The following is an 18,155-nucleotide window of genomic DNA, read 5'->3' as shown; positions in this document are numbered from 1 at the left end:
GTGGTGGGGTCGGGCTTCTGGGGTGGTAAATTGCCTTCTATTGCTTTACTGTATTGGATTTGTTGCTATCAAAATAGAAGTGAGTGCCCTGGCGTGCAATAGCCTGCCCGTGTTCAACCGGGGCACATCGCGCCAGGCTCGGGCTCTTTGCCGATGGTCAACACGTCAAGCACACCGCGCACACCGAGCACATGCTCGATGAAAGCACGACAGGGATGTGAGCTATCCGCCCACACCGCCGCTTTCACCAACACACCCAGAGGGCCCACGTCCTGGGGTTTCCACGACAAGACGGCCAGATTTTTGCGCCGCACCAAGGGCAACACAAAGCTTGTTGGCACGCAGACCAGCATGTCGCTGTCGGACAGCATCGCGTAGATGATTTCTGCCGAGCGGCTCGACACGCGACACAGTTCCGGAACCCCGCCCAAATCGTCGAACAGGCTATCCACCTGTTGTGGGCCCAGCCCTGTGAGTGGCGGGCTCAGCCAGCGTTGTGACAGCAGCTCGGCGGCCGTGACGGTTGTCTGTTGAGCCAGCGGGTGGCCTGGACGGCAGGCAATGACGAATTCATCCGGCAGCGCGGCATGAAACTCGAACCCTTGCGGCAGCGGGGTCGGTTCGCGGCAGATCGCCAGGTCCAGGCTTCCTTCCTGGATGCTCTCCAGCAGGTTGTCGATGGTGACTTCGTGCACATCGATGGCGGCGCTGGGGTGCAGGGCGCAATAGGCCGGGATGGCGGCCGTCAGCAACCCGTTGATGCCCGCCGCGATGCTGCCGATGCGGATCAGCGCGGACGCGGCCCCTTGCTGCATCAGCGCCGCGTTGCCAGCAGCCGCTTGCAGGGGCACCAGCGAAGCGCGCAGCAGTGGCAGAACCGCCTCACCCAGGCGGGTCAAGCGCATGCCCTTGGCGTGCCTTTCAAAGAGGGCGCCGCCCATAGAACTCTCCAGCTCCGCCAGCGCATGCGTCGCTGCGGGCTGGCTCAGGCCAATGGCAGAGGCCGCGCGGTGCAGGCTTTGCAGGTCGGCAATCGCAATCGCCAACTGCAGGTGCTTGAGGCGCACACGGCCCAGGATGCGATTGAACAGGACGGAGGGCGTCAGGTCTGGCATGGGGTATTCAAAATTTGAATCTTGTTGAAAAAGAAGCATTGGCCCTGTGGTGACTGCTGTGCAACGATCGCGTGCCTTCGGGTGGACGCAAGCCTGCCCGGGGTTCATTCAACTAACGAATCTTATTCCCGCAGATGCGCAAGCTAGTGCGCAGGAACTCAGGAGACAAAACCCATGCCGTCATTGCAGCGCCCCACCTTGGGCGAGATCACCTCGCGCCCGTCCCGTTTCCTCATCGCCCCGGTGATGGCCGCCATCTTCGCCATGGGCCATGCCCACGCGGCCGATACCCTCGACACCGCGTGCAAGACCACGGCCGAGTGCCAGGCGCAGGTGGCCAAGATCCAGGGGGTGGTCAAAGGGGACGCCACCAGCGCGCTGTCCAAGTCGCAAGACACGTTCTACTGGTTCGGTCGCATCAACATGGCATCGACGGTGGTGAATGCCGAGCAGGGCATCATCCCCAAGGCCCAGGCGGGTCGCATCGCGCGCGGTGTGGAGCATTCGATCGCCCAGGCCACTACGCCTGGTGGCAAGCGCCCCACCGATGTGCTGCAGGTCGAGAAGATCATCACGGATGCCGTGGGCCCTGAGGCAACGCTGATCCACACCGGGCGCAGCCGCCAGGACATCCATTCCACCTTGAATGCCGCGCAGTTGCGTCTGGAGATGCTGGACTTTGCCGATGCGCTGGACCAGGTGCGCGCACGGCTCATCACCACGGCGCAGGCCCACACCGCCACCTATGTGCCCGCCTACACCAATGGCGTGCAGGCCATGCCCATCAGCTACGGGCACTACCTCATGGCCTGGGCCGATTCGTTCGCGCGCGACTCGGTGCGCATTCGCGAGGCCTATGCCCGCATCAACCTCAGCCCCATGGGCACGGCGGTGCTGTCCAACTCCAGCTGGGGCATCAACCGTGAGCGCCTGGCGCAGTTGCTGGGGTTCGATGGGCTCATCGTGAATTCGCTGGATGCAGGGCAGATCAGCACCTACGACATTCCCATCGAGGCCACGTCCATCGCCAGCTCCACCGCCATCCGTGTGGGGGCCTTCATGCAGGATGTGCACACCCAGTACCACCAGACGCTGCCCTGGCTGCTGCTGGCCAGCGGCAAGACCTACACCAGCAGCGCCATGCCGCAAAAGGCCAACCCCGGCATCATCCAGAACACGCGGGCCAAGGCCAGCGATGTGGTGGCCTCGGCGCAGGCGTCGTTGTGGCGGGCGCATAACGTCACGCCCGGCATGATCGACTACAAGAACACCTGGAGCCCGGCCAGCGCCAAGACCTTTGTGCAGGGCGTGGAGATGCTCCAGCAGTTTGCCGATGTGCTGGACTCGCTGCGCATCGACCCCGCACGCGCGTTGGACGAACTCGAATCCGAATGGACCACCTCGATGGAATTGGCCGAGGCGCTGCAGCGCAGCCATGGCGTGCCGTTCCGCGTGGGTCACCACTTTGCGTCGGATGTGGTGGTGTATGCCAAGGAGCGCAACATCCGGCCGAAAGACTTTCCGTACGCCGAAGCCGTGCGCATCTACCGCGAAGCGGGCAAGAAATACGACCTCAAGGACCAGCGCCTGCCGCTGGGTGAAGCCGCGTTCCGCCGCGCTTTGTCGCCCGCAGACATGGTGACCACACGCACCGGCACAGGCGGGCCGCAGCCGCAGGAGGTCACGCGCATGGCGACCGTTGCCAAGGACACCCTGGCCAAAGACCGCGTGTGGTCGGGCGAAGCGCGGCAGCGGCTGCTGGCGGCTGAGGCTGCCTTGAATGCGGCTTTTGAGGGTGTGAAGTCGTTGCCTTGAGTGTGGGCTCGCGGGCTGTGTGCTTCAGACAGGCCGAAGGGCCCGACCGGAGTGGGTCTCCCGGGCGGGCGATACTCACGCCCATCGCGAAGGGAGTCAACACACATGAGCACGACATCGAAAGCCCAGCAACGCTTCCGAGTTCCCGCCGCGTTAGCGGTCGCCATGGCGGCTGCGGCGGTTGCCGCGCTGACGGGCGCCAGCGCGTGGGCCCAGGCCCCGGCTGTAGCACCCGCCAAGCAGCGCTATGTGCAAGGCTCGTGGGTCAACCTGCGCGAGTCGGCTCAATCCCAGGCCCGCATCGTCGCCCAAGTACCCGCCAACACCGTGCTGCAACAGCTCACCGAGCGCGATGGCTGGTGCGCCGTGCTCTATGCGGGCGATGCCCGCCTGGGTCCCCCGCTGGCAGAGCCGCTCCAGGCTCACATCGCCTGCAATTTGCTGGCCGACCAGCCCCTCACCCTGGCCCAGGCGGGCAAGGACGCGGCCCGCGCCTTTTGGGTTGCGCCGTCACCCAACCGCCTGCGCGCTTACGGCAACGCTCTGCCGCGTCCGCCAGCCCTGCAGCTGCCCGCGCTGGTCAAGAGCCACGCACATGAAATGCCGGTGCAGTACCCCACCCGAGCTGAGTGGGAAGCTGCCAAGAAGCTCATGCGCGCTGGCGTGGTGCTGCGGCCCGAGCAGGAGATCGACCGGGACCGCCCCGTCAACCCGCTGGACGACCTGAAGCTGGCCACCCGTGCCGTGGACCACATTCCCGCCGTGACCCCTTTGGCCGCCAAGCCGACCTTGCCGACGATTGCCCCGTCGTACTTTCGCAGCCACACCAGCGTGGCCCTGCTGCATGAGACCGATGCCGACGGCCTGGCTGCCGTGGCGGGCGCCCGCATCAGCGTCATTCCTACCGGGGCGCCCGTGGGCCGGTTCAACCGCCACAATGGGCCTGAAATCGAATACATCACCGGCTTCTGGGACGTGGGCTCTGCCGACCAGGCCTTTGCCCCTGCGCTGACCCTCTATGCCATCACCCACCAGGGCCTGGTGGGGGCCCACACCGTGCGCCAGCGCTATTGGGACATCAGCAACGAAGACCATTACTGCGGCGGCCACTACCCCGGCCGTGGGTTCAACGACCCTGGCGAAGAAGCCCAGCCCGTGCGCGGCTATGCCAAGCTGTCTGACAGTGCCGAGGTGCTGACCCGCCTGGTGCTGCCCGGAAAGCTGCCGCCTGATGCGGTGAAGGTGAAGACCCGGCGATACGCCACGAGCTGGATGCAGCCCGCCGACCCGCCCACCCGGGACAAGCCCCAGCGCAAGAACACTGCCGTGCTGGTGCACGAGATCGACCTGGACCGCGATGGCATCGCAGACATCCTGCGCATCGACACCCCTTCGCCCGGCGGCATGAGCTTCGAGCCGATCTTTGAATGGCGCTGGTACCTCAATATCGGCGGCCAGTGGTTCCGGGCGGGGCACTGGGTGGATGAGGAGTGCACTTGATGGCTGAGCGAGGTGTGTGGGTGCCTCGACTCATTTTTGCGCTCCCTCGAAAGTCCTGCGATATCTGACTTCGCGGCCAACGATGTTGTCGTTCACCACGAACTCCGATGTTTCCGCAGAGACGAGCGTAAAAGTGGCGTACCGCATTCGTCCGCCAGAAAATTGACGTCCGTTCTCCTGCAGAAATCGGCGTTTGAGGCTTTTCCCGTCATAAGACCATTCGCCAGAAAGCTCAGTGCGCTCTATGCGGCCCTCTGAATTTGACATTGAAATGCTGTCGACGAATTTGCCATCGGCGCCTAGATAGAGCAACCGGAGCGACTTTTCCCCGTCCGTACCATCGTCCCTCAGCCAAGTACCGACTAATTTGCTTCGTGTTTCCTCAATGCGCAAACTATCAGCGTTTTCGCACCCTGCTACGAGAAATAAAGCAGCGATAGATAGGAAAAGAGCACGTGCCATCGACGTTCCTGTGTTGAAAATAATCGTACGCAATGCAGCTATGTGCGGCCGACAACGTGGCAGAGCGACCTTTGCCTTGGCACGAACCGCTCGCATGCAAAGTATCCGATGCGCGTACGGGAAGGTGGAAATTCGCATACAGATTCCGGTTAGACAGCTGCCGTCGTTTGGCTTGTCCTGGTGACCGCCGGTTGCCGCAACAACGCTCCCAGCACCAGTGCCTCCGCCATCACCTCCAACGCTTCTTCCAGCGTAGCCAGCAACTCCGGAACCTCTGGTAACCAGGGCCAATACGGCCGCACCTCGGGCCATTGGTCCACCGCAATGGCCACTAGCCCCACGGCAAACCCTGCCCACAGCAGGCAGCGGGTGCTGCGGTGGCTCAGTGCCCGGTGCAGCCGGGCCAGCGTGACCAACCCCACCAAGGGCACCGCCAGCATCGGCACCTCGCGCACGGCGCTCCAGCGGCATGCATCCATCCATTCGTGGCAGCGGAACTTCCACAGCTCGTGCAGCATGAACTGTTCGTCCAGCGCCAGCGCGCCGAAGGCCAGCACCAGCCACACACCCAGCCGCAAGGGCAGACAGCGTTCGGCCGTGAGGCGCAGCGCGGTGACGCACAGCGTGAGCAGCAGCGCGCTCGATAGCCACGATGCGGGCGAGTTGTCGGAGCGGAATGCGCGCTCCCAGCCCGGTGAAAAGATCCACGCGCTGAACAGCAGAAATCCCGCCACTGCGCCCAGCAGGGTGGGTGCGACCCAGCGGTGAGGCGCTGGTCTGGGGCCTGGCGTGTTGTCGGACAACGGGAGGGAGGGGTGCTGGGGCATGGCGGGGTTTGGAACCACGGGGTGCTGGCGTCGGGCAGGCAGGCGGGGCGATAAGATTTTGAATCAAATAGGCCGCTGGCGCTTTACTGTATTGTATTTTATGCTATGTATTTAATAGCGCATTGGTGAGCTGCCGCGCTGTGGGCAGCGCGCCCTGTTCACACTGGCGGAATCGCTACAGAATCGGGCATCCCTTTGCACGTACGGTATGTCCCTCCCCATCGACCCCTCCCGCAACGCGCTTCCGCCCGTGGCCCAGTTTCTGGCCGAGGCGGCGCTGCAGCGGCAGAGCGCACTGCTGGGGCTGGACAAACCCACGCCTGCGCCCGCACCGCTGCCCACGGCCGACCCGAGCGCGCCGCCGCCCACAACCACCTCGCCCAGCCCCCCCGCTGGGCCTTTGCCCGCACCGGCCGACAAGGCCAGCATTTCAGCCCAGGCGCGCGAGCAGTTGGGCGCGGGTTTTGACCCACGGCGCGAAGTAGCGGGCCATGCTGCCGCTTCAGGGGTGAAGGCGGGACCTGCGCCGCGTGGGCCGTTAACGCCGCTGGCGTCGCCCCCACTTCCCGCGGGGGCGCCAACGTCGGCACCCGCCGTGTCCACCCCTTCGGCGGCGTCGTTGTCAGGCGCTGACTGGCCTGCCACGGGGCTGGGTGCGCCGCTGCAGCGTTTGGTGAGCGCGCTCGTGGCGCAGGTCACGGCCCAGGCCGGGGTGCCGCAGCGCGTAGTGGCCGCGCAGCCCTGGCCCATTGGCATGGCGCAGGCGCTGGAGAGTGGGGCGCTGGATGCCGACCAGCCGCCGCTGCAGACCTGGCTGGTACGTCAGGGCGTGGTGTTGACACCCGAGGGGCCGCGCGGGCTGGCGCTGACCTTGCGTGCACCGGTGCCATGGCTGGCGACGCAGGCGTCGCCAGCGACCGGTGCAGCCGCAGCACAGGCCAGCGCAAACGCCAGTGCTGCAGGCGGCGCGCTGCAGGTGCCGTTTGCCGGGGGCGGCCAGCCGCTGCAGTCGGGCGTGATGGCTTTGGTGTTGCAGGGCATGGACGCCGCCGCACCGCGCACCAGTGCGCTGCTGGTGCTGGACCTGCAGCCGCAACTGGCCGCCACGGTGTACGGCCGCGACATGCTCCAGCAGGCCACGGGCCGTCTGGACCCGTGGACGCAGATGGCCGTGCTGCAGGCCAGCGGCCAGGTGCCGCGTGAGGATGAGCGTGCGCGCAATGGAGCATCCGGCCTGTGCGAAACGGTGGGCTGCCCCTATGCCGCGCGGGCTGAATGTGTGCAGCCGTTTTGCCTGGCAATGCGCGGCGTGCTGCCGCCCGAACCGGTGGGCCCGGCGTCCAGCGCTTGATGGCAATACGGGGTGCCAAGCAAGCTCTTTGCACACCGGTCATTTGCAAGCAGTGGCCTGTGTGAGGTCAAATCCAGCCCTACCCCCTTGTTTGGTGAATCGAACGGAGAATCCAGGCCATGCGCGTGCTTCCCCTCTCCCCGTCCAATGCCTCTTTCCCCGTCGATTTCGTCCCGTTGGGCGGCACTCCGAAGGACTGCGAGGATTGCGGCAAGGCCGTGGGGCTGGGGTTTCAGTTTGACTACGCGTACCAACCCATCGTGGACGTGGAGCGCCGTGTGGTCTTTGCGCACGAAGCGCTGGTGAGGGGGCCGGGTGGCGAGGGCGCGATGACCGTGTTGGCGCAGGTCAACGACCACAACCGCTACCGCTTTGACCAGGCCTGCCGGGTCAAAGCCATCAAGGGCGCAGCAGAGCTGGGGATGGCGCAGCCGGTGTCGATCAACTTTCTGCCCAATGCGATCTACAAACCTGAGGTGTGCATCCGCACGACCCTGGAGGCTGCCAGGGCAAACGGCTTTCCGCTCTCTCAGATCATCTTTGAGGTGACCGAGGGCGAGCGCATTGAGGACGGCCCCTGGTTTGCCCAGATCCTGCGCGAGTACAAGCGCTGCGGTTTCCAGACCGCTATTGACGACTTCGGTGCAGGCTATGCGGGCATGAAGCTGCTGTCGGATTTTCAGCCCGACATCATCAAGATCGACATGGACCTGATCCGCAACGTGGATGCCAACCGCGCCCGCCAGGCCATCGTGCGCAGTCTGGTGCGGCTGTGCGAGGAAATGAACATCAAGGTCGTCGCCGAAGGCATCGAGACACCGGCCGAGCGTGACTTTCTGTTCGATGTGGGGATACACCTGATGCAGGGCTATCTGTTTGCCAAGCCGGCTTTTCGTTCGGTGGCCACGGTGGACGCTTCGGCGTACGGCAGCGCATCGCGCTGAACGCCCTCAGGCGGTTCACGCCGTCACCACGCGGTTTCGCCCGGATTTCTTGGCGGCGTACAGCGCTGCGTCCGCCCGTGCAAAGAGGCTGCACGCGCTCTCTACATCCTGCAAGCTGGCCGCACCAATGCTGATGGTGGTGGGCTGGCTCAGCCAGCCCGCCTGGGCCACCGCAACACGCATGCGCTGGGCGACTTCGTGGGCGCCCTGTGCATCCGTGTGGGGCAGGATCACGGCAAATTCCTCGCCGCCCACCCGGGCCACGATGTCGATGATCCTGACGCAGCCGCTGAGCACCTGCGCGATGGACCGCAGCACCTTGTCGCCAGCCTCATGGCCGAAGTTGTCGTTGATCTGCTTGAAATGGTCCACGTCCAGCATGAGCAGGCTCAGGGGCGACTGCGTGCGCTCCACCACGGCCAGTTCCAGCTCCAGGCTGTCGTCAAATGCGCGCCGGTTGCGCAGGCCGGTGAGCGGGTCGGTCCGGGCCAGCTCGTTGAGCGCCAGGTTCAGTGCGTCCACCTTCTGGATTTGTTCGACCAGCTGCTGGTTGAGCACCTCGGCGTCGCGCAATGCCCGGCGCAGCCGGATCTCGCGCATTGTGGAGTGGGCCAGTTCGACCAAAATTTCGATGTCCTTTTCCGTCCACTGCTTGGCCTTGAAATCCACTGCACAAAAGCTGCCCAGAACCTCGCCCGCTTCGGTTTTCAGGGGGATGCCTGCGTAGGCGCGCACCCCGAGCGACGCCACGGTGGGCACGTCGCGGAATACGGGCAACTGCGTGGCATCTTCCAGCACCAGGGGCCCGTCAAACACCATGGAGTAGTGGCAGAACGTCCGCCCGGTGAGCTGTCGCAGTGTGCTCAACGGCTCGCCCATCCCAAATGTGCTTTTGTAGAAGTCGCGGTGCGCGTCGAGCAGCGAGATGAAGGTGACGGGAGCGCCAGTGATCGTGGAGGCCAGTCGGGTCAATCGGTCAAAGCTCTCTTCGGCGATGCTGTCGAGCAAGCCGGTTTCGCGCACCGCAGCCAACCGCAGCGTGTCGGTGAGCGCCGCCTGTATCCGGGCGTCGTCGGCAGGCAGGGGAGGCGGCAATTCCGTCATGGGTGTCGTACCGGGTACCGAGTTGAGCTACCGAAAGTTACACGATCCCCTCTGGCTGCGGTGCTCTTGCGCGCAAAGACCCTCCACCCATGCCCCATCCCGGGTATTCGAAGTCCGTTTGAAGTCCCTTCGGGTGGATTCGGCGATGGGTTTTGAGGGGTTTTTTCCGAGCGGGCCACCGGTCAAGGCCAGCGCTGACACACTCGGCGTTTTGGAGACACACATGTTGATACAACTGATCTACGCGAGCCGGTCTTCGCGTGTGCTGGGGCCTGCAGACGTCAAGGACATTTTGGGGGCCTCGCAGCGCAACAACACCCGCGCCGGGATCACGGGCGCCCTGTGCCTGAACAACGGCATCTTTCTGCAGCTGCTCGAAGGTGACCGGGCTGCAGTCAACGCGCTGTACCACCGCTTGCTGAAAGACGGCCGCCACCGCGACACGGCGGTCCTGGACATGAGCGAAATTCCTTGCCGGCGCTTCACCGGCTGGTCGATGGGGCTGATTGCGTCACTCGAATCCAATCGCCAGCTGTTCCTGAAATACTCAGGGACTGCAGATTTCGATCCCTACAGCATGTCTGCAGTCACCTTGCGCAGTTTCTTCGACGAGATTCTGCAGAACGTACGCTGGCTGGAATGACCTGGCGACCCACTGCCCGCAACAGGCCGTGTAGGGCGGGGCGATTGCCGGGGCTCAGTGCCTGCCACTGCGCTCCAGTATGTCTGCGTGGCGTGAACGGGTGATCGGATAGGCCACCAGCAGCGGAATGGCCAGCACCAGGCACACCGCCGGCAGGATGCCCGTCATCAGCGTGATGCCCTGCAGCGCCGTGGCGGACTGCGCCACGTTGGGCACATAGCCCGTCACGTCCAGCATGCCAGCCACCAGCACGGTGGCCAGCGTGCGTGCCAGCTTGTCCATCAGGCCGTACAGGCCGTAGTACATGCCGGTCTTGCGTTCGCCCGTTTGCATGTGGCCGTGGTCGATGGTGTCGGGCACCATGGCAAAAGGCACGATCCAGTGGGCTCCCATGCCGATACCGACCACCACCAAAATGGCGGTGACCAGGCGCTGGTCACCCGGGCCCACCCAGTACAGCGCCACCAGCCCGGCCGCGCAGAACACCAGGCCCAGGATGTAGGCCAGGTTCTTTTCCCAGCGGTCGACCACGCGCTTCCACATGAACAACGAGAGGCCCACCACGCCCAGCAGGGTGCCCATGAAGCGCGGCAGGTCGCCCTTGTCGCCCTGCAGCTGGTAGATCACGAAATACGCGAGCGAGGCCTGCACGAGCGTGAGGCCCAGGCGCACCAGCGTTGCAGCGCCCATCAGCATCAGGAAGGGGCGGTTGTGCAGCGTGGTCCGCAAGGTCTCGCGCACCGACTCCCACATTGCGGGGGTATCGGCATCCACAGGCCGCACCCCCTGGTCCGCCACACTTTCTGCCGGTTCGCGCACGCGCCAGGCCACCACAGCGACGGCTACGCCCGCGACCATCCCGAAACACGAGCCCGCCAGCGCATAGCCCGTGCGTGCGTCCGGGGCTGCGCGCACCAGCATGGGCATGAAAACGCTGCCCGCAAAAAAACCCAGCAGGGCGCCCATCGATGCATAGGCCGTGAGGCTGGTGCGCTCGTCGTAGTCACGGGTCATGTTGGCAGCCATGGCCTGGTAGGGCAGCTGCACCAGGGTCATGAGCGTGTCGAACACGGTGTAGGTCAGGGCGATCCACAGGAACGCGGCCCACGGGCTGAGGCCCGGGGGCACCATCCACACCGCTGCTGCTGCGATGGCGAGCGGAGCCGCACCATAGATCAGATAGACCCGGTGGCGGCCAAGGCGCGAGCGGGTGCGGTCGGTCATCCAGCCAAACAGCGGGTCGTTGATGGTGTCCCACACCTTGCCCACCAGCAGCGCCGCGCCAGCCACGGCAGGCGCCACCAGGGCCACGTCGGTGTAGAAGATCATGAGCATGAAGTTCATGGCGGCAATCTGCATCTGCAGGCCGACATTGCCGGTGGCATAGCCCAGCTTGGTGCCCAGCGAGAGCCGGGTGGCTGGGGCCGTCATGGATGCGCGGCCGAAAGAGACGCCGTCGGGCTCGCGGTGGTGGGGGCAGGGGCCATGCGGGGCGGGGCGGCCTCCAGCATCAGGCGCACCTCGCGGCGCAGCATCTTGTTGAGGAAGCTGCGCGGGATCTCTTCGACGATGCGTACATCGTCCGGCTGGTGGTCGGCGGGCAGCTTGTGCGCCAGATACTGGGCAATGTCGTGCTCCAGCGCTTGCCAGTCATGCCCGGTGCGCCAGCTCTGGCGCAGGCTCAGCACCAGCACAGCACGGGCACCGTGCTGCACCAGGCAGGCCTCCTTGACGGCGGGGTGGGTGTGCGCCACCTCTTCCACCTCGCGGGGGTTGAGCCACTGCCCGTGGCGCAATACGCGGTCGGCGCTGCGGCCCAGCACATGCAGGTAGCCAGCCGCGTCGAAATAGCCCACATCGCCCATCACCACCCAGCCGTCGCGCAGTGTCTCCTGGGTTTTTTCGGGGTCGAGCCAGTAGCCGTCAAAACGCACCGGCGTCAACACGGTGATGAGGCCCATCTGGCCCAACGGCAGGGGCGCAAACTGTTCGTCGCGGATGACCACCTGCACCCCGGGCATCACCCGGCCCACGGTGGAGAGGATGTCATTGCCCAGTGGCTGGCCCTGCGCGTCCACATGCTGGTGAGGCAGCAGCCAGGTGATGGGCGGCAGCGCCTCCAGGCAGCCATAACCTTGCTGGAAGATCGGCCCGAAACGGCGGATGGCCTCGGCAATCTTGGGCGCCGGCATCATCTCGGAGCCATAGGGCACATGCGTAAGGGACGAGAGGTCGTACTGGCCCAGCGTGGGCTCGTCGAGCAGGTCGATGATGGCCGAGGGCGACAGAAAGGCGCGCGAGACGCGGTGCTTCTGGATCAACGCGGCCAGCGTGGCGGCGCTGAAGTCTTCGGGCATCACGAGCGTGGCGCCCGCCAGCAGGGTGGGCAGCACCAGGCCCGAGCCAGGGCCGGTGAGGGGCAGGCCCAACATGTTCACATCCTGGCGGCTGGCGGGGGGGCGGAAATCGATGGACTTGGAGATCAGCCGCACGCTGTCGAGGTACTTGCGGTTGCTGTAGCCGATGGACTTGGGCAGCCCCGTGGTGCCCGAGGTCATGTGCAGTGCAAAGATATCGTCTTCGTGCAGCGCCGCCGTGCCGGGGGCAGGCGCATGCTGCGCCAGTGCCTGCTCGTAGTCTTCGCCCAGCGCCAGCAGATGTATCCCTGGCAGTTGTTCGCGCACGGCCTGGAGGATGGGCGCGCTCAGCAGCGGGTCGTGGATGAGCACCGCCGGCCGGACGCGGACCATGGTGGCCAGCGCCGCATCGGCCGGCAGGTGTTTGTGAAAGCTCGCGAAGATGGTGCCGTTCTCGAACGTGGCGAGCCGGGCTTCGTACTGTTCACCGGTCTCGGGCAGCAGGGTGAACACAACGTCGCCCTTCTTCACGCCCTGCGCCTGCATCCAGGCCTGCAGCCGCTGCACGCGCTCTTGCAGCTGTGCGTAGGTGAGGGTGCCACGCCGGTCGATGAGCGCGGGTTTGTGGGCATGGCGTCGGTACGCCAGGCGCGCCACCGACCGCGCCGTGCGCAGGCGGCTGAGCAGAAAGCGCACCACCAGGCTGCGCAGGGATGGAAAGGCCACGGAAGTCTCCGAGAGAAGGCATGGCCAGCCAGTCTTTCATGTGCGCAGGTTGCAAGTCGCCACAATTTGTATGTACACGTATCTTGTTGTTGCTCGCGTGGCTGTGCGGTCGGTTTGGACCAGCCAACGGCACACGGCATCCCGGCACCGTCGCTGCGGCGCCACAGCGCCACAGCGCATGTGTGCCAACACGGAGAAAAGCAAAAAACCGCCAGGACCGGATCGCGGCGCTGGCGGTTTTGAAAGGGACTTGCCGCCTGGATGGGCGTGGCCTTTGCGGGGCGCGCGGCCCTCACACCAGTGCACCCGTGGAACTGACTCCGCCAGGCCACCGGGTGCGTCCCCCTCGGGGGAAGCGGCGCAGCCGCTCAGGGGGGCTTACGGATACAGGCCGCGCATTTCGCGCGCATGGAGAATGCGCTGGCAGGCCACGATGAAAGTGGCGGTGCGCAGGCTCACCTTGTGCTCTTGCGCCACTTGCCAGATGCCCGCAAAGGCCTCCTGCATGATGCGCACCAGGCGGGCGTTGATCTCGTCCTCGCTCCAGAAGAAACTGGAAAAATCCTGCACCCATTCAAAGTAGCTCACCGTCACACCGCCCGCGTTGGCGATCACGTCGGGCAGCACCAGCACGCCCTTGTCGTGCAGGATGTCATCGGCCTCGGTGGTCGTGGGGCCGTTGGCGCCTTCAATCACGAGCTTGGCCTTGATCTGGCCTGCGTTGTCCTTGGTGATCTGGCCTTCCAGCGCGGCAGGGATCAGGATCTCGCAATCCACGCCCCAGAACTCCTCGGCCTTCATCACATCGGCACCCGCAAAGCCGCCCACGCCGCCTCGGGTCTTCACATGCGCCAGCAGCGCGGGCACATCGAGGCCCTTGCTGTTGAAGATGGTGCCGGTGTGATCTTGCACAGCCACCACCTTGGCGCCTGCTTCGGCGAAGAGTTTGGCCGCAATGCCGCCCACGTTGCCAAAGCCTTGAACTGCGATGCGGGCACCTTCCAGCGCCAGGCCGGTCAGCTTGGCGGCTTCCACGCCCACGGTGTACACGCCGCGGCCGGTGGCCTCGACGCGGCCCAGCGAGCCGCCCAGGTCCACGGGCTTGCCGGTCACCACGCCGGTGGCGGTGGCGCCGGTGTTCATCGAATACGTGTCCATCATCCAGGCCATGATCTGGCCGTTGGTGTTCACATCAGGCGCAGGGATGTCCTTGGACGGGCCGATCAGCAGGCCAATCTCGCTGGTGTAGCGGCGCGTCAGGCGCTCCAGTTCACCCATCGAGAGCTTCTTGGGGTCCACGCGGATACCGCCCTTGGCGCCGCCGTAGGGCACGTTCACCGCAGCGTTCTTCACCGACATCCAGGCCGACAGGGCCATCACTTCCGACAGCGTCACGTCCTGGTGAAAACGCACGCCGCCCTTGCCGGGGCCCCGGCTCAGGTTGTGCTGCACGCGGTAGCCTTCGTAGTGGGCGATGGTGCCGTTGTCCAGCTCGATCGGCACGTCCACGATCAGGATGCGCTTGGGACGCTTGAGGGTTTCCACCCAACGCGCCAGGCTGCCCAGGTAGGGGGTGACGCGGTCTACCTGCTGCAGGTAGTTGCCCCAGGGGCCGAGGTGGTCGGCCTGCAGGTACGAGGGCAGGGGGTGGGATTGTGCGGCAGGGGCGCCGACGGGTTGCGACATGGTGAATTCCTTGTGGGATCAGTTCAGGCTGCGAAGCTTATGCCTGCCGCCGCACGCTGTCTAAGGCCGTAGTGTTTTGGTGTTATGCAATTAATGCATAACCACGGGAAAACACCGCCCAATGCGGCACTGCAGCAAAAATGTGGCCGGTGAAAACGCCGAGAAAGCAGCGTGCTGCACCGCCGCACGAGCGGTCATTTCACCGTGAAGCCGGCCAGCGCGGGGTCGCCAGCCGGGTAGCGGAGGTCCAGCTTCTGCAGCACCTCGCGCAGCACCGTGGCGATCATCAGGTTGCGGTGCGTCTTGGAGTTGGCGGGCACGATGGTCCAGGGCGCCCAGGGCGTGTGGGTGGCAGCGAGCAGGGTGCCATAGGCATCTTGGTACTGCGCCCACTGCTTGCGCACTTCAATGTCGCCCATGCTGAACTTCCAGTGTTTGGCCGGGTCATCCAGGCGCTCTTGCAGCCGCTCGCGCTGCTCGTCAAACCCGATGTGCAGCAGAAACTTGAGCACGATGGTGCCCGTCTCGCTGAGCATGCGTTCAAAGTCGTTGATGTGCGCCAGACGCTGCTGGTGCTGCTCAGGCGTGATCCAGCCGTTGACCACGGGCACCAGCACGTCCTCGTAGTGGCTGCGGTTGAACACGGTGATGTCGCCCGCCTGCGGCACCTGCTGGTGGATGCGCCAGAGGTAGTCGTGTGCGCGCTCGGTTTCGGTGGGGGCCTTCCAGCCCACGGCGTGTACGCCCAGGGCGCTCATGCGGCCAAACACGCCACGGATGGTGCCGTCCTTGCCCGAGGTGTCGGTACCTTGGAGCACCACGAGCAGTTTGTAGCGCTTGTCGGCGTAGAACAGGTTCTGCAGCCCGTCCAGTTCCACCGCCAGGTCTTCGACGGCTGCCTTGTCCTGGGCCTTGTCGCCCAGCGAGAAGGGTTTGGCGCCGGGATCGAAGTCTTCCAGTGACACGGTGTGCCGTGGGGGCTCGCGGCGCCCTTCTTCGGTCTCATGCTCTGCAGGCGCAGGCTGCCAGGGCAGCAGGCGCTGCATCAAAGAGGACTTGCTCGGATCAAGCGGAAAAGGCATGGAGACTCCAGGCAGGGCAGCGGCAGTGGCGCTATTGGAACACTGCGGGGCCGTCAAAGATACCCGCTGTGCGCCGGTGCCTGCTGCCACTGGTCGTGCAGCCCGTCCACCCGCACGATGGCCAGGCGCGCAAGGTCTTCATCGGTCAGGCCATTGATACAGCCCACGTTCACGCCGTACATCTCGCCCATCGGTGTGTCGGTGCCGTGGCCGAACACGCGCACGCCGCAGTGGCGGCAGAAGTAGTGGTGGTTCTTGTGGGTGCCGAAGGTGTATCGCGTGAGGTCGCCTTCGCCCCGGGTGATGCGAAAGCCCCCGGGCAGTGCCACGGCAGGCCAGAAGCGCGTGCGGCGGCAGATGCTGCAGTTGCAGCGGTAGGTGGGCTGGGCCAGGTCCAGCGCGGCCTCGACTTCGACGGCGCCGCAGTGGCAGGTAGCGGTGTAGGTGGAAGCAGGCATGGGTGTTCGTCCTGTCGTGGTGCTGAGGGTTGATGCAGAGGGAGCGGGTGCATGATCGCAAACTTTGCGCTCGGCGGCATCCTCCTTGTGAACGATCCCGTGCGCTGGCTGCACCCCCCCTGCGCCTTCACCCGTGCGCCATGCGGTAGGCCAGCGGCGTCTGCCCCGTGGCCTGCTGAAAAGCGCGGTGCAGGCCCGCCTCGCTGGCAAACCCCAGGTCCTCGGCAATGCGCTTGAGCGGCAGGGGTGTGTCGCACAGGGCCTCGCTCACCTGCCGCAGCTTGATGCGCCGCATCCAGTGCGCGGCAGAAAGACCCGTGTGCGCCTGCACCCGCCGCGCCAGCGTGCGGGGCGACAGGCCCAGCGCCTCGGCCAGCGCGGGCAGGCGCAGTGCGGTGGCGGGGCAACGCTGCACCCACAGCATCGCGCGCCGCAGTTCGGCGTCGGCCACTGCCATGAGGTCGTGCCCGGCAAACGCCGGGTGGGTGGTGCGCGGGCGGGGCAGCATCAGCAGCGACTGAAGATCTGCCAGGGCTTCGGCGTCCAGCCGCGTTGCCAGCGCCTGCAGCATCAGCGGCAGGTAGCCGTTGGCGCCTGCCGCGGTGGTGATGGGGCCGTCTTCCACCAAAGGTTCGTCAAAGCGCCAGTGCACCGCGCCAAACTGCTGTTGCAGCGGGGCCCGCAGCCACCAGGTGGCCGTGGCGCCGCGCCCGCGCATCCGGCCGCTGGCCGCAGCCAGCGCTACGCCCGCGCAATAGCTCCACACCTGGGTGCGGCGGGGCAGGGCGCGCAGTGCCGCGATGGCGGGTGCGATGTGCTGTTGCTGCTGCGCCGCCTGCAGTCCGTCGGGCGAAGACAGCCACAGGCCTGGCACCAGCACCGCGTCCACCTCGGCCTGCGCCAGGCTGATGCTGGGCGTGAGGGCGGGGCCTTGCCAGGTGGGCACAGGCTGCAGGTCCGCGCCGGCCCAGCAGGTGGTGATCACCGGGCGCTGCGCGCGCAGGTTGGCGGCGCGGGCCAGGTCGGCGGTGGCAAAGAGGCCTGCGGGCATGCAACCGGGGTACAGCAACAGTGCCAGGCGCAAAGGTGGTGCAGGTGGTGCGGTGGCGCGGCGCATGGTGGCGGGGTGGTTTGGCTAGAAATGGAAAGAAATTGTCAAACCAGGCCATTCTCGCCGGGCGTTCGATTCCCAACAATCCACTGCATACCCACTGGCTTCGGAGCCCACACCATGCAGATCACCCAATTGCGCAACGCCACCGTGCTTCTTGAATTCCAATCCCAGGGACGCCCCGTGGGCCTGCTGGTGGACCCCATGCTCGCCCCCCGGGGCAGCCTGCCCGCGCTGCGCTATCTGGGCAGGGGGCGCCAGCGCAATCCCATTGTGGAGCTGCCCGGGGGCACCGATGCGCTGCTGGAGCGTGTGACCCACGCCCTCATCACGCACTGCCAACGCGGCCATTTCGACCACCTGGACCGAGCTGGCAAGCGCTTTCTGCGCGAGCGGCAGATTCCGGTGATCTGCATGCCACGCGATGCTGACTACCTGGCGCAGCGCGGCCTGCTGGTGTGGCCGCTGGCGGGGCCAGCGCGCCAGCCGTGGGCGCTGGGCGGCCATGTCACGCCGATTCCGTGTGTGCACGGTACCGGCTGGGTAGGCCGCTTCATGGAGCACGGCCACGGCTACCTGCTGGAGCTGCCGGGCGAGCCCAGCGTCTACCTGGCGGGCGACACCATGCTCACGTCCACGGTGCGCGACTGCCTGGCGCGCCTTCAGCCCGAGGTGTCGGTGTTGCCTGCGGGCGGGGCCCGGTTCGATGTGGGGGCAGAAATCCTCATGGACGCCGCCGACATGGCCGAAGCCGCGCAGCTGGCCCACGGCACGCTGGTGGTGAACCACCTGCAGGCGCTGGACCATTGCCCCACCACGCGCGCAGCGGTGCGCCAATTGGCGGTGGACGGTGGCTGGGCAGACCGCCTCTGGGTGCCGGAGGATGGTGAAAGCAGAGGTTTTCCTTGTCGTGCAGCAGTTAATTGCTATTAAATGTATAGCTATCAGCGCTTGATAAACAAGCGCTAGAGCCC

16 protein-coding genes are annotated in these 18,155 nt (G+C 65.7%); 6 read left to right on the top strand and 10 right to left on the bottom strand.

The window, feature by feature from the left end:
* Nucleotides 1-113 precede the first annotated feature (113 nt).
* A complete protein-coding gene (locus ACQ4MJ_RS20300; protein ID WP_431151487.1) occupies nucleotides 114-1,115 on the bottom strand; it encodes a LysR substrate-binding domain-containing protein in 1,002 nt (333 codons plus the stop codon).
* 174 nt (nucleotides 1,116-1,289) lie between these two features.
* On the opposite strand from ACQ4MJ_RS20300, the gene ACQ4MJ_RS20295 reads away from it, so the two are divergent.
* Entirely contained in the window at nucleotides 1,290-2,930 is a 1,641-nt protein-coding gene (locus ACQ4MJ_RS20295; RefSeq protein WP_431151488.1) for an argininosuccinate lyase, read from the top strand.
* 105 nt (nucleotides 2,931-3,035) lie between these two features.
* Nucleotides 3,036-4,430: an SH3 domain-containing protein gene (locus tag ACQ4MJ_RS20290; RefSeq protein WP_228896940.1), complete on the top strand. Its 1,395-nt coding sequence runs from the start codon at nucleotides 3,036-3,038 to the stop codon at nucleotides 4,428-4,430.
* A gap of 30 nt (nucleotides 4,431-4,460) precedes the next feature.
* On the opposite strand, the gene ACQ4MJ_RS20285 is transcribed toward ACQ4MJ_RS20290, so the two are convergent.
* Both ACQ4MJ_RS20285 and ACQ4MJ_RS20280 read right to left on the bottom strand, forming a co-directional pair.
* Nucleotides 4,461-4,892, bottom strand: a complete 432-nt coding sequence (locus tag ACQ4MJ_RS20285; protein WP_147433787.1) for a hypothetical protein — start codon at nucleotides 4,890-4,892, stop codon at nucleotides 4,461-4,463.
* 149 nt (nucleotides 4,893-5,041) lie between these two features.
* The gene (locus ACQ4MJ_RS20280; protein WP_431151489.1) at nucleotides 5,042-5,719 is read right to left on the bottom strand and encodes a hypothetical protein; all 678 of its coding nucleotides are present in this window, start codon (nucleotides 5,717-5,719) and stop codon (nucleotides 5,042-5,044) included.
* A gap of 208 nt (nucleotides 5,720-5,927) precedes the next feature.
* Between ACQ4MJ_RS20280 and ACQ4MJ_RS20275 the strand changes: the two genes are divergently transcribed.
* On the top strand, nucleotides 5,928-7,070 hold the full coding sequence (locus ACQ4MJ_RS20275) for a hypothetical protein (protein ID WP_431151490.1): 1,143 nt from the start codon (nucleotides 5,928-5,930) through the stop codon (nucleotides 7,068-7,070).
* 119 nt (nucleotides 7,071-7,189) lie between these two features.
* Entirely contained in the window at nucleotides 7,190-8,014 is an 825-nt protein-coding gene (locus ACQ4MJ_RS20270; protein ID WP_431151491.1) for an EAL domain-containing protein, read from the top strand.
* Between the two features lie 15 nt (nucleotides 8,015-8,029).
* Here ACQ4MJ_RS20270 and ACQ4MJ_RS20265 read toward each other — a convergent pair whose 3' ends face one another.
* Nucleotides 8,030-9,118 carry a sensor domain-containing diguanylate cyclase gene (locus ACQ4MJ_RS20265; protein WP_431151492.1) on the bottom strand — a complete coding sequence of 363 codons (1,089 nt, stop codon included), beginning with the start codon at nucleotides 9,116-9,118 and terminating at the stop codon, nucleotides 8,030-8,032.
* 223 nt (nucleotides 9,119-9,341) lie between these two features.
* On the opposite strand from ACQ4MJ_RS20265, the gene ACQ4MJ_RS20260 reads away from it, so the two are divergent.
* Complete coding sequence (locus ACQ4MJ_RS20260; protein WP_055398776.1) at nucleotides 9,342-9,761, top strand: BLUF domain-containing protein; 420 nt, start codon at nucleotides 9,342-9,344, stop codon at nucleotides 9,759-9,761.
* 54 nt (nucleotides 9,762-9,815) lie between these two features.
* Here ACQ4MJ_RS20260 and ACQ4MJ_RS20255 read toward each other — a convergent pair whose 3' ends face one another.
* The 6 genes from ACQ4MJ_RS20255 to ACQ4MJ_RS20230 form a co-directional block, all read right to left on the bottom strand.
* Nucleotides 9,816-11,192, bottom strand: coding sequence for an MFS transporter (locus ACQ4MJ_RS20255; RefSeq protein ID WP_431151493.1), 1,377 nt, complete (start codon nucleotides 11,190-11,192; stop codon nucleotides 9,816-9,818).
* Nucleotides 11,189-12,844 (bottom strand): class I adenylate-forming enzyme family protein, encoded by a 1,656-nt coding sequence (locus tag ACQ4MJ_RS20250; RefSeq protein WP_218301312.1) that lies wholly within the window; start codon nucleotides 12,842-12,844, stop codon nucleotides 11,189-11,191. Before ACQ4MJ_RS20250 ends, ACQ4MJ_RS20255 begins: the two co-directional genes overlap by 4 nt.
* Nucleotides 12,845-13,222: 378 nt before the next feature.
* Nucleotides 13,223-14,530 (bottom strand): Glu/Leu/Phe/Val family dehydrogenase, encoded by a 1,308-nt coding sequence (locus ACQ4MJ_RS20245; protein WP_055398770.1) that lies wholly within the window; start codon nucleotides 14,528-14,530, stop codon nucleotides 13,223-13,225.
* A 194-nt stretch (nucleotides 14,531-14,724) separates the two neighbouring features.
* Nucleotides 14,725-15,612 carry a PPK2 family polyphosphate kinase gene (locus ACQ4MJ_RS20240; protein ID WP_431151494.1) on the bottom strand — a complete coding sequence of 296 codons (888 nt, stop codon included), beginning with the start codon at nucleotides 15,610-15,612 and terminating at the stop codon, nucleotides 14,725-14,727.
* Between the two features lie 53 nt (nucleotides 15,613-15,665).
* Nucleotides 15,666-16,070: a GFA family protein gene (locus ACQ4MJ_RS20235; protein WP_431151495.1), complete on the bottom strand. Its 405-nt coding sequence runs from the start codon at nucleotides 16,068-16,070 to the stop codon at nucleotides 15,666-15,668.
* A 127-nt stretch (nucleotides 16,071-16,197) separates the two neighbouring features.
* Nucleotides 16,198-17,187: a GlxA family transcriptional regulator gene (locus tag ACQ4MJ_RS20230; RefSeq protein WP_431151496.1), complete on the bottom strand. Its 990-nt coding sequence runs from the start codon at nucleotides 17,185-17,187 to the stop codon at nucleotides 16,198-16,200.
* Nucleotides 17,188-17,301: 114 nt separating this feature from the next.
* On the opposite strand from ACQ4MJ_RS20230, the gene ACQ4MJ_RS20225 reads away from it, so the two are divergent.
* Complete coding sequence (locus ACQ4MJ_RS20225) at nucleotides 17,302-18,114, top strand: MBL fold metallo-hydrolase (protein WP_431151497.1); 813 nt, start codon at nucleotides 17,302-17,304, stop codon at nucleotides 18,112-18,114.
* The last annotated feature ends 41 nt before the right edge of the window (nucleotides 18,115-18,155 follow it).

Origin of the sequence: Acidovorax facilis (assembly GCF_050626955.1) — a bacterium.
Classification (GTDB): domain Bacteria; phylum Pseudomonadota; class Gammaproteobacteria; order Burkholderiales; family Burkholderiaceae_C; genus Acidovorax; species Acidovorax facilis.
Note: the sequence above shows the minus strand (reverse complement) of the source record. Positions and strands in the feature narration are given on the sequence as shown.